13 protein-coding genes are annotated in these 14462 nt (G+C 67.6%); 11 read left to right on the top strand and 2 right to left on the bottom strand.

The window, feature by feature from the left end:
* Positions 1-42 precede the first annotated feature (42 nt).
* Positions 43-756: an LppM family (lipo)protein gene (locus ACPGXI_RS07145; RefSeq protein WP_526651258.1), complete on the bottom strand. Its 714-nt coding sequence runs from the start codon at positions 754-756 to the stop codon at positions 43-45.
* Positions 756-1349 (bottom strand): GNAT family N-acetyltransferase, encoded by a 594-nt coding sequence (locus ACPGXI_RS07140; RefSeq protein WP_526651256.1) that lies wholly within the window; start codon positions 1347-1349, stop codon positions 756-758. Before ACPGXI_RS07140 ends, ACPGXI_RS07145 begins: the two co-directional genes overlap by 1 nt.
* A 238-nt stretch (positions 1350-1587) precedes the next feature.
* Between ACPGXI_RS07140 and ACPGXI_RS07135 the strand changes: the two genes are divergently transcribed.
* From ACPGXI_RS07135 to ACPGXI_RS07085, 11 genes are all read left to right on the top strand, one after another.
* Complete coding sequence (locus tag ACPGXI_RS07135; RefSeq protein WP_526651254.1) at positions 1588-1989, top strand: SCO2097 family morphological protein; 402 nt, start codon at positions 1588-1590, stop codon at positions 1987-1989.
* Between the two features lie 303 nt (positions 1990-2292).
* A complete protein-coding gene (locus tag ACPGXI_RS07130) occupies positions 2293-2727 on the top strand; it encodes a division/cell wall cluster transcriptional repressor MraZ (RefSeq protein ID WP_526651252.1) in 435 nt (144 codons plus the stop codon).
* Entirely contained in the window at positions 2702-3901 is a 1200-nt protein-coding gene (gene rsmH, locus ACPGXI_RS07125; protein WP_526651250.1) for a 16S rRNA (cytosine(1402)-N(4))-methyltransferase RsmH, read from the top strand. The genes ACPGXI_RS07130 and rsmH overlap by 26 nt, the downstream gene beginning before the upstream one ends.
* Positions 3902-3903: 2 nt before the next feature.
* Positions 3904-4974: a cell division protein FtsL gene (ftsL, locus tag ACPGXI_RS07120; RefSeq protein WP_526651248.1), complete on the top strand. Its 1071-nt coding sequence runs from the start codon at positions 3904-3906 to the stop codon at positions 4972-4974.
* 92 nt (positions 4975-5066) lie between these two features.
* Positions 5067-6899 (top strand): peptidoglycan D,D-transpeptidase FtsI family protein, encoded by a 1833-nt coding sequence (locus ACPGXI_RS07115; protein ID WP_526651378.1) that lies wholly within the window; start codon positions 5067-5069, stop codon positions 6897-6899.
* Between the two features lie 71 nt (positions 6900-6970).
* A complete protein-coding gene (locus tag ACPGXI_RS07110; protein WP_526651246.1) occupies positions 6971-8524 on the top strand; it encodes a UDP-N-acetylmuramoyl-L-alanyl-D-glutamate--2,6-diaminopimelate ligase in 1554 nt (517 codons plus the stop codon).
* The gene (locus ACPGXI_RS07105) at positions 8521-10062 is read left to right on the top strand and encodes a UDP-N-acetylmuramoyl-tripeptide--D-alanyl-D-alanine ligase (protein WP_526651244.1); all 1542 of its coding nucleotides are present in this window, start codon (positions 8521-8523) and stop codon (positions 10060-10062) included. Before ACPGXI_RS07110 ends, ACPGXI_RS07105 begins: the two co-directional genes overlap by 4 nt.
* Positions 10059-11138, top strand: coding sequence for a phospho-N-acetylmuramoyl-pentapeptide-transferase (mraY, locus tag ACPGXI_RS07100; protein ID WP_526651242.1), 1080 nt, complete (start codon positions 10059-10061; stop codon positions 11136-11138). The genes ACPGXI_RS07105 and mraY overlap by 4 nt, the downstream gene beginning before the upstream one ends.
* Complete coding sequence (gene murD, locus ACPGXI_RS07095; protein WP_526651240.1) at positions 11131-12603, top strand: UDP-N-acetylmuramoyl-L-alanine--D-glutamate ligase; 1473 nt, start codon at positions 11131-11133, stop codon at positions 12601-12603. The genes mraY and murD overlap by 8 nt, the downstream gene beginning before the upstream one ends.
* A gap of 43 nt (positions 12604-12646) precedes the next feature.
* Positions 12647-14197: a putative lipid II flippase FtsW gene (ftsW, locus tag ACPGXI_RS07090; RefSeq protein WP_526651238.1), complete on the top strand. Its 1551-nt coding sequence runs from the start codon at positions 12647-12649 to the stop codon at positions 14195-14197.
* A 27-nt stretch (positions 14198-14224) separates the two neighbouring features.
* Positions 14225-14462 (top strand): glycosyltransferase (locus ACPGXI_RS07085; protein ID WP_526651236.1); only part of this gene is annotated, 238 nt, incomplete at its 3' end.

Raw genomic sequence — 14462 nt, 5'->3', positions numbered from 1 at the left:
GGCGGGGGAGATCGGCGGCCGGCGTGCCTGCGGCAGACGCTCCTACGGTTCGCCGACACGTGGGGAACGGTCTCGACTGGCATAGGCCAGCGCGCCGATGATGCCTGCGACCAGGAACGAAGCGAGCCCCAGCCAGATCGCCGCTCCGGTGAAGGATCGAGCGCTCGGATCCGTGTATCGGGCTTGAGCGTTCATCGTGCTGACCACGCCCGGCCGGAGCTTCCACGCGACGACTTCGGTGGAGATCTGATCACCGTTGGTCGAGGTCACCTCGCCGGGAAACGAGACTGTCAGCGACACGTCGGCCTCGGAATCGCTGAGCGAGGTGAGATCTACGCGGCCTTCGAGAATTACCAGGTCACCTGCCCGCCGCAGCGAGATGTCGACGCCGGCGGCATCCCGGTTCATGTTCGCCAACTGGGGCAGTTCGGCGAACGTGAGGTCGGAGAACACCGCCTGGGTGCCCACGTAGTCGTCGCGGCTGTATTCCGACACGGCGACCTTGCGGGCGAACGGCAGGCTGTTGAGCAACTGCGGACCCTTGTCGTCGGCGTCGCGGGCTTTGGCCGCGGCGACGATCTGGCCCGACACCCGGTCATCGGGCGACACGGTGATCGACGCCCTGATACGCACACAGCCGATCAGCGAAGGCGCGGCCACCAACAGCAGAAGAGCCAGGGTGAGGAGACGCTTGTAGGTGCGATGACGGGTCGGCACCAGGTCATCGTGCCAGATGCGGCGCCGCGGGAGCGGCATTAGAGGGGCAGGGGGCGGCCCAAGATCGCGAACGCGCGTGGATCGCCGGCGAAGCGGTAGCGGCGAATGATGTCGTTGAAGCCGAGGCGGCGGTACAGCCGCCAGGCCCGGTTTGCTTCTCCGTTGATCTCCGGGGTGGAAAGCAGGACGTGCTGCTCTCCTCGGTCCTCGAGTAGCCGCCGGGCCAGCGCTTCACCCAGACCGCAGCCCTGGGCGCGGGGGTGGATGTGGAGTTCGGTCAGCTCGAAATAGTTGTCCATCAGCGCCGAGATCTGCGTCTGATCAGCGCCGGTGAGGCGCAACCCGGCGACGACCTGCCGCTGCCACCACTGGTCGGGGGCTCCGCGGTAGCCGTAGGCGATGCCCAGCATGGGCCCAGCGCTCAGCGCGGTCGCCGTGGTGACGTCGGCGTCGGCGAGGTCGATGGCAGCGACGGCCTTCCAGCCTCGCCTGCGGGTGTGCTCGAGCCACATCGAGGCACGCTGGCCTTCAGTGCCCCGCGGGTAACGCATCGCATCCACGTACACGGCCAGCGCGTCGCTGAGCCGGTGCGCCATATCGCTTGGCGAGAGATCGATGAGGGTCATCGCCAAGGATCTGTTCCTCCGGTGGGTGATTCGTGTGGCTCACACCATTATCCAATGGAGTTATCGGCGGGTACCAGATAAGCAGGTGCTGTTTCCCCGTGACGACGTTCGTCATAGAATGGTCGGTTGAACCAGGTGGTACGGCTCAGATTGAGCTCGTATCATTATGGTGCAAGTGCCCCACACGTGGACATACGCCGACTTCGAACGACTGCGACGCCCCTACGGCAAGAGGGAGGGACGAATGCCACTCTCTGATCACGAGCAGCGCATGCTCGACCAGATCGAGAGCGCGCTCTATGCCGAGGACCCTAAGTTCGCATCCAGCGTTCGTGGCGGAACTCTGCGCGCGCCCTCCACTCGGCGCAGGTTGCAGGGCGCCGCGCTTTTCGTGACCGGGCTGGCATTGCTGGTGTCGGGCGTGGCTTTCAAGGCCACGATGATCGGCAGCTTCCCGATACTTTCGGTGATCGGTTTCATCGTGATGTTCGGTGGGGTGGTATTCGCGATCACCGGCCCGAAAGTCAGCGGGAAGCCCGAGGGTGCCACGGACATCGGCGCAGCCCGACGGAAGCGGGCCAAAGGCGGGAGCGGTTCATTTACCAGTCGGATGGAAGACCGGTTCCGCCGACGCTTCGACGAGTAAGCGATTCTTCACACCAGGGGCAGTCCTCAGGACTGCCCCCCTTTTTTTGCCCCACCCGGCCCCACCGCGCCCCCAAGGGTCGCACCAGACCGCAATTGATGCTGTTGAGCAGGTATTTCGGGACGCATAAGTGCCCATCACTCGGTGGCGAAGCACCCGAATCGAGTGTGTCGAGCCCTGCGGGTGGGGCATGGAGGGAAACGCGACCTTCCAATTGGAGCAATGTGGGGGATTGTGGGGTAAAGTGGCGGACAACGGAGCGACCGGAGCTCCGTTCGAGAGCAGGGCTAGCGAGGTGGCGAGATGTTTTTCGGCACCTACACGCCGAAGCTCGACGACAAGGGGCGACTGACGTTGCCCGCCAAGTTCCGCGACGCACTTGCAGGAGGGTTGATGGTCACCAAGAGTCAAGATCGCAGCCTGGCGGTGCACCCGCGGGCGGAGTTCGAGGCGATGGTCGCCGACATCTCAGGCAAGGCCAAGCGCGGAAACCCCGAGGCCCGGGCCTACCTGCGCAACTTGGCGGCAAGCACCGACGAGCAGTACCCCGACACCCAAGGGCGCATCACACTGTCTGCAGAGCACCGCCGCTACGCCAACCTGACCAAGGAGTGCGTGGTGACAGGGTCGATCGGGTTCCTGGAGATCTGGGACGCGCAAGCTTGGCACGACTACCAGGAACTTCACGAAGAGAACTTCTCCGCGGCCAGCGATGAAGCACTCGGCGACATTCTTTGATCCGGCCACTGGCCCGCAGGCCCGTGCAGCGTGGCCTCTGCCCGAACCGACCCTGGCGTACTTCCCCGACGTCAGGTTCGGCTACTCGGGCAGGGACCTCGCTGCACGGTCCGTCCCAATCTCCCGGGGTGCTGCGATGTTGGTTAACGAGCCCCATATCCCGGTTCTGCTCGACCGGTGCGTCGAACTGCTCGCCCCGGCGCTGACCCGGTATGACTCCGACGGCACGGGGGCGGTGCTGGTGGATGCGACCCTCGGCGCCGGCGGCCATGCCCAGCGATTCCTCACCCAGTTCGCCGGCCTCCGCCTGATCGGTCTGGATCGCGATCCCGAAGCGTTGCGAATCGCCGAGGAGCGTCTTGCGCCGTTCGCGGATCGCCTCACGCTGGTGCGCACTCGCTTCGACAATATGGCCGGCATCAATATGGCCGGCATCGACATGACCGGTATCGGTCACGCGGTGCCAGGTGGCGGCGTTATCGACGGGATTCTCTTCGATCTCGGTGTGTCGTCGATGCAGCTTGATCGTCGGGAGCGCGGCTTCTCCTACTCGACGGACGCGCCGTTGGACATGCGAATGGACATGGGGGAGGACACGGGGGCCGGCATAGCGGAAGGCGCGGAGTCGGACCTGACCGCGGCGGAGATCTTGAACACGTTCGACCAGAGGGCGCTGACGCGACTACTGCGCGAGTTCGGCGAGGAGCGCTTCGCCGGCCGAATCGCCGCTCACATCGTGCGCCGCCGCGCGACCATGCCGTTCTCCACGACCGGCGAGTTGGTCGAACTGCTCTACCAGGCGATCCCGGCGGCAACGCGCCGCACCGGCGGGCACCCGGCCAAGCGCACGTTCCAGGCGCTGCGCATCGCGGTCAACTCCGAGCTGGAGTCGCTACGCCGCGCGATACCCGCGGCCCTGGCGGCCTTGCGCCCAGGCGGTCGAATCGTCGTGATGGCTTACCAGTCCCTCGAAGATCGAATCGTCAAGAGTGAGTTCGCTGCCGCGACCGCGTCCCGCACACCGCCAGGTCTGCCGGTCGAACTGCCGGGGCACGGACCCGAATTCGTGGCGGTGACCCGCGGTGCTGAACGTGCAGGTCCCGACGAGATCAAAGCTAATCCACGAAGCGCGCCGGTTCGGCTGCGCGCACTGGAACGAGTCGAGGGGGAGTAGCGATGAAGGCAAAGCGGCCCGCACGCGGCACCACGTCTGGAAAGAGGTCGCAGACCCGCGGTGGTCGCGGGTCTGCGCGGGAAGCCAAGCGCCTACGCGACGCGCCGCCGCGTAGGCGCAATCCGACCCGCGAAGCGCGTCCGCAGCGGTCGGCGCCGCGGGCCGGCCCGATACGTCGGCCCGTGGGCAGCCCCGCACGGCCCAAGAGCGCCAGCCAGGCCAAGGCTCGGTCCAAAGCGCGGAAGGCGAAGGCGCCCAAGGTAGTTCGTACGCCACTTCGGCAGCGGATTCTGGCCAAGCTGGCTGCCGTCGAGGTTAATCCCCGCGCCCTCGTCGCGCGGGTTCCATTCGTCGTTCTGATCATTGCGGCCCTGGGCACTGGGCTGGGCGTGACGCTGTGGTTGTCCACCGACGCCGCTGAGCGCTCGTATCAACTGGGCAACGCGCGTCAGGTGAATCAGGACCTGATACAGCAGAAGGAGGCGCTGGAGCGCGATGTGCTCGAGGCCCAGGCCGCGCCGGCGCTGGCTGAAGCCGCGCGGGATCTGGGCATGATCCCCTCTCGCGATACCGCTCATCTCGTCCAGGATGCGGCGGGCAACTGGGTGGTCGTCGGCACTCCCAAGCCGGCCGAGGGGGTTTCGCCACCGCCGCTGAACACACCACTGCCGGACCCGGTGCCGCCCGCACCGCGGATAGTCGAACCTCTTGAGGTCCCGGTCAGAATTTCTGCTGTCCCGGGTGCTCTGGAGGGGCCAGCAGGGGCGGCGCCGAGCCCGGCCCTGGGGGTGGGCTCAGCACCCGCAGCGCCTTCCGTCGTTGCGCCGGGCGTCGCGGTGCCGCATGCCGTTACCGACCGGCTGCCAACTCCGGGGCCCGTCCCGCCGCTGCCACCCGGAGCGCCGGGCGCCGGACTGGGGCCGCCGACTGATCAACTCGGTTTACCGCTGGAAGGTCAACTCGGTTCACCGCTGGACGCCGACCAGATGCCGCTGTTGCCCGAGGCGGCCAACCAGCAGGGTGTTCCGTCGGTCACCGAGCAGTTTGCGCCAGTGCCGGGTGCGCCCGCGTGAGCCGCGACCAGGGCCGCCGGGAGCGCGCCGCCAAGACGTCCAATAAGGCGACACCTGCGCCGAGTCAGGAGCACTCGGCCCGTGCGCGGCGTATCCGTCAGGCGGCGCCCCCGAATGGTTTGCGCAGCGCTTCGTTCGTCTTCCGGCACCGCGCGGGCAACGCGGCGATCTTCCTGCTGCTAGTGGTGGCTGCGGCCCAGTTGTTCACCTTGCAGGTGCCACGCGCCGAAGGGTTGCGCGCCGAGGCGGCCAGCCAGTTGAAGGTGACTGATATCGACCCGGCGCTGCGCGGCGCGATTGTCGACCGACGCGGCGATAAACTGGCCTTCACCATTGAGGCTCGTGCGCTGACGTTTCAACCTCTCAAGATGCGCAAGCAGTTGGAGGAAGCCAGGTCCCAGTCGTCTGACGCGCCGGACCCGGACCGCAGGCTGCTCGAGATCGCAGCCGGGGTGGCCGACGTGCTGGGCAACAAGCCAGATAGCGCGACGGTGCTCAAGAAACTGCGCAGCGACGAGACTTTCGTCTACCTCGCGCGAGCGGTCGATCCCGCCCTCGCGGAAGCGATCACCGACAAGTTCCCCGAAGTCGGCTCCGAGCGCCAGGACGTTCGCCAGTACCCCGGTGGAGTGCTGGCGGCCAACGTCGTCGGCGGCATCGATTGGGACGGACATGGCCTGCTCGGCCTGGAGGATTCGTTGGACGCGGTGCTGGCCGGAACCGACGGTTCGATCACCTACGACCGCGGTTCTGACGGCGTGGTCATCCCGGGCAGCTATCGCAATCGCCACGACGCGGTGAACGGGTCGACGGTGATGCTGACCATCGATGACGACATCCAGTTCTACGTGCAGCAACAAGTGCAGCTGGCCAAGGACCTGTCCGGTGCGAAGAACGCCTCGGCGGTGGTCCTCGACGCCAAGAGCGGTGAAGTGCTGGCGATGTCGAACGACAACACGTTCGACCCCTCCCAGGATCTGAGCCGGCAGGAGGACCGCCAACTGGGCAATTTGGCAGTGTCGTCACCGTTCGAACCCGGTTCGGTGAACAAGATCGTCACCGCCGCGGCAGCTATCGAGTACGGGTTGTCCGACCCCGATGAGGTGCTGCAGGTGCCGGGTTCGATCGGCATGGGCGGGGTGCGGGTAAGCGACGCCTGGGAGCACGGGGTGATGCCCTACACCACCACGGGAGTCTTCGGGAAGTCATCCAACGTCGGCACGCTGATGCTCGCGCAGCGTATTGGTCCCAAGCGCTACGCGGAGATGCAGCGCAAGTTCGGTTTGGGTCAGCGTACCGGCGTCGGTCTGCCTGGCGAGAGCGCCGGGCTGGTTCCTCCCATCGACCAGTGGTCGGGTAGTAGCTTCGCCAACCTGCCTATCGGACAGGGTCTTTCGATGACGCTGCTGCAGATGGTCGGTATGTACCAGGCTGTCGCCAACGACGGTGTGCGCATCTCCCCGCGGATCGTGAAGGCGACGGTCGCAGCCGATGGCACCCCCTCCGAGGAAGCCCGGCCCGACGGGGTCCGCGTGGTATCGGCTGAGACTGCCCGTACGGTGCGCAACATGTTCCGCTCGGTCGTGCAACGCGATCCGCGTGGCATCCAGCAGGGCACCGGTCCGCAGGCGGCCGTCGAGGGCTACCAGGTTGCGGGCAAGACCGGCACGGCGCAGAAGATCAACCCGGCCTGCGGTTGTTACTACGACGACGTCTACTGGATCACCTTCGCCGGGATAGCTCCCGCCGACGACCCGCGGTATGTGGTCGGAGTAATGCTGGACGCACCCCATCGTGCCGCCGACGGCTCGCCGGGTTCGTCGGCCGCACCGCTGTTCCGCAACATCGCGTCCTGGTTGTTGCAGCGCGAGAATGTGCCGCTATCGGCTGATCCGGGTGCGCCGCTCACACTCCAGGCCGGCTGAGCCACTTCAGACTGGCTGAGTCGTTCGTCCAGGCCGGTGTTGTTCGTCGAGGCCGGTACTGTGTCATGGCTATGAATCTGCGCCCCTCCCAGCCCGTCGGTCTGCCGCTCGCCGCGGTGGTCGATCTGCTCGCCGGGGTGTCCGTAGAACCCGCGATGGGACCCGCAGGATCCGACGTCCGAATCACCGGGGTCACGCTGCGGGGCCAGAATGCCCAAATCGGAGACCTGTTTGCCGCGCTACCCGGGGCGAGGGCGCACGGTGGCCGCTATGCCGCCGAGGCCGTGGCATGCGGTGCGGTTGCGGTGTTGACCGACCCGGACGGGGTCTCTGAGATCGTCAGATCCTCAGGCGGCGACCCGCTGGGGGTGCCGGTGCTGGTCCACCCTGCCCCGCGGTCCGTGCTGGGTGCGGTGGCCTCGGCCGTGTACGGCAATCCATCGGAGCGCTTGAGGGTCATCGGTGTCACCGGTACGTCGGGCAAGACGACGACGACGTACCTGATCGAGGCCGGCCTGCGTTCGGCCGGCCGGGTGGCCGGGCTGATCGGCACGGTCGGCGTCCGAATCGACGGGCGCGAGCAACCCAGCGGACTGACCACCCCGGAAGCCCCGCAGTTGCAGGCGCTGCTGGCGGCGATGGTCGAGCAGGGCGTGGACACCGTCGTGATGGAGGTGTCCAGCCATGCGCTCGCGCTCGGCCGCGTCGACGGCGTGGCGTTCGCGGTGGGCGGGTTCACGAATCTGTCGCGTGACCACCTGGACTTCCACGATTCGATGGAAGACTACTTCGAGGCCAAGACGCGACTCTTCGACTCGGAGTCGGATACCCACGCCGCGCAGTCGGTGGTGTGTGTTGACGGGGACTGGGGTCGCGCGATGGCCGCGCGTGCGCACCGGGCGGTGACGGTGAGTGTCACCGGAACCGCGGACTGGGCTGTCGACGACATCACCATCGGCGAGGGCGGCGAGCAGCAATTTCTGGTCGTCGATCCCGCCGGCGTCCAGCACGGGCTGCAGATCAGCCTGCCGGGTGCCTACAACGTGGCCAACTGTCTGCTCGCGGTGGCACTTCTGGATGCGGTCGGGGTGTCGCCGGAGCAGGCCGCGCCGGGGCTGAGGGAGGCAACCGTGCCTGGGCGACTGGAGGCCGTCGACCGTGGACAACCCTTCCTGGCCCTGGTCGACTATGCGCACAAACCGGGGGCGCTGCGCGCCGTCCTGCAGACCCTGCGCCTGCAGGCTGCCGGCCGGCTCGCGGTAGTTTTCGGCGCCGGCGGCAACCGCGACCAGGGCAAGCGAGAACCGATGGGGCAGGTGGCCGCCGAACTGGCCGACCTGGTCGTGGTGACCGACGACAATCCTCGCGACGAGGATCCGGCGGCTATTCGTGCGGCGATCGCGGTGGGCGCGAAAAAAGGCGGTGCTGAGGTCGTAGACATCGGGGACCGGCGGGCCGCGATAGAGCATGCGGTGGCCTGGGCACGGGCCGACGACATCGTGTTGATCGCGGGCAAGGGTCACGAGGCGGGGCAGACCACCAGGGGCCGCACGCGGGCATTCGACGACCGCGATGAACTGGCCGTCGCGCTGGAGGCCGTAACGTCGCGAGGGTCGCGCAGGTGATCGAACTGTCACTGGCCCGGATCGCCGAGATCGTCGGGGGCCGCCTCACCGACATCAGCGCGGAGCAGGCCGCAGCCACTTACGTCACCGCAACCGTCGAATTCGACTCGCGGGCGGTGACCTCGGGCGGGCTGTTCCTGGCGCTGCCCGGCGCACGCTCCAACGGCCACGACTTCGCGGCGGCTGCCGTCGCCGCGGGTGCGGTGGCGGTGTTGGCGGCCCGCCCGGTCGGTGTGCCCGCGATAGTCGTCGAACCTGCCCCTGACGCCGACTCCGGCGCCGCCTCTGGCCGCACCGCGGGTGTCCTCGAACACGACGCCGACGGCTCGGGTGGCGCCGTGCTCGCGGCGCTGGCGAAACTGGCTTCGGCGGTGGCCGCCGACTTGGTCGAGGACGGGCTTACCATCGTCGGCATCACCGGCTCGTCCGGCAAGACGTCGACCAAAGACCTGATCGCTGCGGTGCTGGCTCCTTTGGGCGAGGTCATCGCTCCGCCGGGCTCGTTCAACAACGAGCTCGGTCATCCCTGGACGGTGTTGCGGGCCACCAGAGCCACGGATTTCCTGGTGCTGGAGATGTCGGCGCGACATCCGGGCAACATCGCTGCATTGGCCGCAATCGCGCCGCCGTCCATCGCGGCCGTCCTGAATGTCGGCACTGCCCATCTCGGCGAGTTCGGAACACGCGAGGCCATCGCCGCGACGAAGTCGGAACTACCTCAGGCGGTTCCGGCATCCGGGGTGGTAATTCTCAATGCCGATGATCCGGTGGTGGCGCAGATGGCGGCCAAGACCGCCGCACGCGTGGTGCGGGTGGGCCGGTGCTCGGATGCCTCCGAAGCCGAGGTGCACGCCGACATTTGGGCGGAGAACGTCATCCTCGACCCGCTGGCGCGGGCCGCCTTCACACTCCATGCCGGAGGCGCCCGGGTCGACGTCTCGCTGGCGGTGCACGGCGACCATCAGGTGTCCAACGCGCTATGCGCCGCGGCTGTAGCTCTCGAGTGCGGCGCCGACCTGGTCCAGGTGGCTACCGCACTGGGTGTCAGCGGCCCGGTTTCGCGGCAGCGAATGCAGGTCAGCGCCCGCGAGGACGGCGTCACCCTCATCAACGACGCCTACAACGCCAACCCCGACTCGATGCGCGCCGGTCTCAAGGCGCTGGCGTGGATGGGGCGAGGGGGCCCTGCGGGAAGTCGAACGTGGGCGGTGCTGGGCGAGATGGCCGAGCTCGGCGAAGACGCGATATCCGAGCACGACGGCATCGGCAGACTGGCGGTGCGATTAGATGTGTCTCGACTGATCGTCGTCGGAACCGGGAGGCCTATGAGCGCCATGCTTCACGGGGCGGTGATGGAGGGGTCGTGGGGGTCCGAGGCCACTGCGGTCGTTGACGCGGACGCGGCCCTGGAGCTGCTGCGGGCTGAGCTTCGCGGCGGCGATGTGGTGTTGGTGAAGGCATCCAACTCTGCGGGGCTGGGCGCGTTGGCCGATGCGTTGGTCGCTGATGTCCCCGGCGTCGGGGAGGGCCCGCGATGAGGCAGATACTCATCGCCGTCGGGATCGCGCTGACGGTGTCGATACTGCTGACCCCGGTGCTGATCAAGCTGTTCACTCGGCAGGGGTTCGGTCAGGAGATTCGCGAGGACGGCCCACCGAGCCACCACAAGAAGCGCGGCACCCCCTCGATGGGCGGCGTGGCGATCGTGGCCGGCATCTGGGCCGGCTATTTCGGCACCCACCTGGTCGGTTTGATGATCGGCGGCGGGGGACCCACCGCGTCGGGACTGCTCATGTTGGGGCTGGCGACCGCGCTGGGTGCCGTCGGGTTCGTCGACGACTTGATCAAGATCCGGCGGGCGCGCAACCTCGGACTGAACAAGACCACCAAGACCGTCGGGATGCTGGTGGCCGCCGTGCTGTTCGGCCTGCTGGCCCTGCAGTTCCGCAACGCCGACGGGTTGACGCCGGGCAGCGCGGAATTGTCGTACGTGCGGGAGATCGCGACAGTGACGTTGGCTCCGGCCGTTTTCGTACTGTTCTGCGTCGTGATCGTCAGCGCCTGGTCGAACGCGGTGAACTTCACCGACGGGCTCGACGGGCTGGCGGCGGGCGCGATGGCGATGGTGTCGGCCGCCTACGTGATCATCACCTTCTGGCAGTTCCGCAATGCGTGCTCTACGAGCCCGGGAGTGGGCTGCTACAACGTGCGTGACCCGCTTGACCTCGCGATCATCGCGGCGGCTTCGGCGGGGGCGTGCATCGGTTTCCTATGGTGGAACGCCGCGCCGGCCAAGATTTTCATGGGCGACACCGGGTCGCTGGCCCTGGGTGGCATCATCGCGGGTCTGTCGATCACCAGCCGCACAGAAATGCTGGCGGTAGTGCTCGGCGCTCTGTTCGTCGCCGAAGTCACCTCGGTGGTGGTGCAGATCATGGCCTTCCGCACTACGGGCCGCCGGGTTTTCCGGATGGCACCGTTCCATCACCATTTCGAGCTGGCGGGCTGGGCGGAGACCACCGTCATCATCCGGTTCTGGTTGTTGACCGCGATCGCATGCGGGCTGGGTGTTGCGCTGTTCTACGGCGAGTGGCTGACCACCGTCGGTGCCTGAGGTGTTGGAGTCCATCGAACCCGGCGCTCCTGTCTTGGTGGCGGGCGCAGGGATCACCGGGCGCGCCGTGCTCGCCGCGCTGGCCCCGCTCGGGGCGAGCGCAACGCTCACCGACGACAGCCGCTCGGCGCTGACGTCGTATGCCCAGCAGGGGGTGGCGGTGATCGACCCCGGCGATGCCGTCGCACGGATGTCGGGCTTTGCGTTGGTCGTGACCAGCCCCGGGTTCCCGCCCACGGCGCCGGTGTTGGCGGCCGCAGCTGCGGCTGGGGTCCCGATCTGGGGTGATGTGGAGCTCGCCTGGCGGCTGGATCAGTCGGGTCGGTTCGGTTCGCCGCGGCAGTGGCTGGTGGTGACCGGCACCAACGGCAAGACCACGACGACCTCGATGCTGTACGCGATGCTCAAGGCGGCTGGTCGACGTGCGCTGCTGTGCGGCAACATCGGTGAACCCGTTCTCGACCTGCTGGACCAGCCCGCCGATGTGTTGGCCGTGGAGTTGTCGAGCTTCCAGCTGCACTGGGCGCCCTCACTGCGCCCCGAAGCGGGTGCGGTACTCAATGTCGCCGAAGATCACCTGGACTGGCATGGCTCGATGCAGGCGTACGCGCAGGCCAAGGCTCGTGCCCTGACCGGGCGGGTGGCCGTCGGCGGACTCGATGATCCCGCCGCTGCCCGCCTCCTGAAGGCGGCCCCGGCCGCGACGCGGGTGGGTTTCCGGTCGGGCGAACCTGGATCCGGGGAGGTCGGTGTTCGTGACGGAGCGATCGTTGACAACGCATTCGGCGATGCGCTGGTGCTCGCCCCGGCGGCCAGCATTCCGGTGGCTGGACCGGTCGGCGTCCTCGATGCGCTGGCCGCGGCCACCCTGGCGCGCGCGGTCGACGTGCCGGCATCGGCGATCGCCGACGCGCTGGCCACATTCCGGGTGGGCAGGCACCGGGCTGAGGTGGTGGCGGTTGCCGATGGCATCACCTACGTCGACGACTCGAAGGCGACCAACCCCCATGCAGCACAAGCGTCGATCAGCGCCTATCCCCGGGTGGTCTGGGTGGCAGGGGGTCTCCTCAAGGGCGCCTCGGTCGACGCGTTGGTCGCGGCGGTCGCCGGCCGCCTGGTCGGTGTGGTGCTCATCGGGCAGGACCGAACGGTCGTCGGCGAGGCGTTATCGCGACACGCACCCGATGTCCCCGTTGTGGAGCTTGTGACAGGGGAGGATTCTGGGGTGGTTGTGAAAACTGATTCATATGGGTCAGGTGTTACGTATGTGACTCAAGCTGTCGAGATCGGGGGACGGTCGGCGGCTGAGGCTGTGATGGCGGCGGTTGTCGACGCCGCCGGCGACCTGGCCCGGCCGGGTGACACCGTGCTCCTCGCCCCGGCGGGGGCTTCTTTCGATCAATTCAGCGGCTACGGACACCGCGGGGACTCGTTCGCCGCAGCGGTGCGCGCCGTCGTCGGATAGTTGACAGGGTCGGGCCAACGATGGCGATGACAGCGAAGATGCTGTGAGCAGCATTCTCACCCGGTTGCGCAATCGACGCGCCAACCCCGCCGCCGAGGATCGGAGCGCGTCGGCGGTCGCCGTGCCGCATGGCCCGCGCACCCGGTTCGGGGCCTGGCTCGGACACCCCATGACCTCGTTCCACCTGATCATCGCGGTCGCGGCACTACTGACCACGATGGGCCTGACCATGGTGCTCTCGGCCTCGGGTGTGTACTCCTATGACCAGGCCGGTTCACCGTGGTCGGTCTTCAGCAAGCAGGTGCTGTGGACGGTCATCGGCCTGCTCGCGTTCTATATCGCGCTGAGGATGAAGGTTCATCTGATGCGCAAGCTGGCGTTCACCGGGTTCGCCATCAGCGTCGTCCTGCTCATCATGGTGCTGATCCCGGGAATCGGACAGGTGGCCAACGGATCTCGCGGCTGGTTCGTGGTGGCGGGCTTCTCGATGCAACCGTCGGAGTTGGCGAAGATCGCCCTGGCGATCTGGGGCGCACATCTGCTGGCCGCGCGTCGTTTGGAGCGGGCCTCGCTGCGCGAGATGCTGGTTCCGCTGGTACCGGCGGCGGTGATCGCGCTGGCGCTTGTGGTCGCCCAACCCGATCTCGGGCAGACGATGTCGATGGGCGTGATCCTGCTCGGCCTGCTCTGGTACGCGGGGCTGCCGCTGCGGGTGTTTCTGAGCTCGCTGGGAGCGGTGATCGTCTCGGGCGCGATTCTCGCGATGTCGGAAGGCTATCGATCCGATCGCGTGCAATCCTGGCTCAATCCGGGTGCCGACGCGCAGGGTTCGGGGTACCAGGCGCGACAGGCCAGGTTCGCGCTGGCCAACGGCGGTATCTTCGGCGACGGGCTGGGGCAGGGTTCAGCGAAGTGGAACTACCTGCCCAACGCACACAACGATTTCATCTTCGCGATCATCGGCGAGGAACTGGGCTTCATCGGTGCCGCCGGACTGTTGTGTCTGTTCGGGTTGTTCGCCTACACCGGCATGCGGATCGCGCGTCGGTCCGCCGACCCATTCCTGCGGTTGCTCACCGCGGCGGCCACCCTCTGGATCCTGAGCCAGGTGTTCATCAACGTCGGCTACGTGGTCGGGTTGCTGCCGGTCACCGGGTTGCAGCTGCCGCTGATTTCGGCCGGGGGCACCTCGACGGCGACGACGCTGCTGATGATCGGCATCATGGCCAACGCCGCGCGTCACGAACCCGAGGCGGTGGCGGCATTGCGGGCCGGCCGCGATGACCGGGTCAACAGACTGCTGCGCCTGCCTCTGCCGGCTCCGTACGTGCCGACCCGCGCCGAGGCTCTGCGGGATCGGCTGCAGTCGCGTTCGGCAGGCCCGTCGACCAAGTCTGCACAGAAACAGGCCAAACAGAAGCAGGCCAGAAAGCGGACCCCGGCGAACAGCGCGAATGATCGGCCGGTGCGCCGGTCTGCGCGTTCCAGTGGCAAGCAGCCGGTTTCGGTCGGCAGGTCGTCGGTCGGATATGGTGCTGGCCAGCGCAAGCAGGGCCGACGGGCTCGCACACTGGAAGGTCAGCGTTACGGGTGAGGGCGATCTCGGTGGTTCTCGCCGGCGGTGGCGGTAGCCGACGCCCTGACCGCGCTGGAACCCGGGGTGCGCATCACCGCACTGGGCACCGAACGGGGGCTGGAGACCCGACTCGTCCCCGAACGCGGATACCACCTCGAACTGATCACGCCGGTGCCGCTGCCCCGAAAACCGTCCGCTGATCTGGTCCGGCTGCCCGGGCGGGTGCGCCGCGCCGTCCAGCAGACGCGGGCGGTCCTCGACAATGTTCACGCCGACGTCGTCA

This window comes from Mycobacterium sp., from assembly GCF_049608025.1.
In the GTDB taxonomy this organism is placed as follows: Bacteria; Actinomycetota; Actinomycetes; order Mycobacteriales; family Mycobacteriaceae; genus Mycobacterium.
This window is presented reverse-complemented; position numbering and strand designations above follow the sequence as displayed.

What these genes read in the sequence shown, in the direction of transcription:
- ACPGXI_RS07145 (WP_526651258.1), bottom strand. Translation starts at nt 756, where the DNA reads ATGCCGCTCCCGCGGCGCCGCATCTGGCACGATGACCTGGTGCCGACC.
- ACPGXI_RS07135 (WP_526651254.1), top strand. Translation starts at nt 1,588, where the DNA reads ATGCCACTCTCTGATCACGAGCAGCGCATGCTCGACCAGATCGAGAGC.
- ACPGXI_RS07130 (WP_526651252.1), top strand. Translation starts at nt 2,293, where the DNA reads ATGTTTTTCGGCACCTACACGCCGAAGCTCGACGACAAGGGGCGACTG.
- rsmH (WP_526651250.1), top strand. Translation starts at nt 2,702, where the DNA reads ATGAAGCACTCGGCGACATTCTTTGATCCGGCCACTGGCCCGCAGGCC.
- ftsL (WP_526651248.1), top strand. Translation starts at nt 3,904, where the DNA reads ATGAAGGCAAAGCGGCCCGCACGCGGCACCACGTCTGGAAAGAGGTCG.
- ACPGXI_RS07110 (WP_526651246.1), top strand. Translation starts at nt 6,971, where the DNA reads ATGAATCTGCGCCCCTCCCAGCCCGTCGGTCTGCCGCTCGCCGCGGTG.
- mraY (WP_526651242.1), top strand. Translation starts at nt 10,059, where the DNA reads ATGAGGCAGATACTCATCGCCGTCGGGATCGCGCTGACGGTGTCGATA.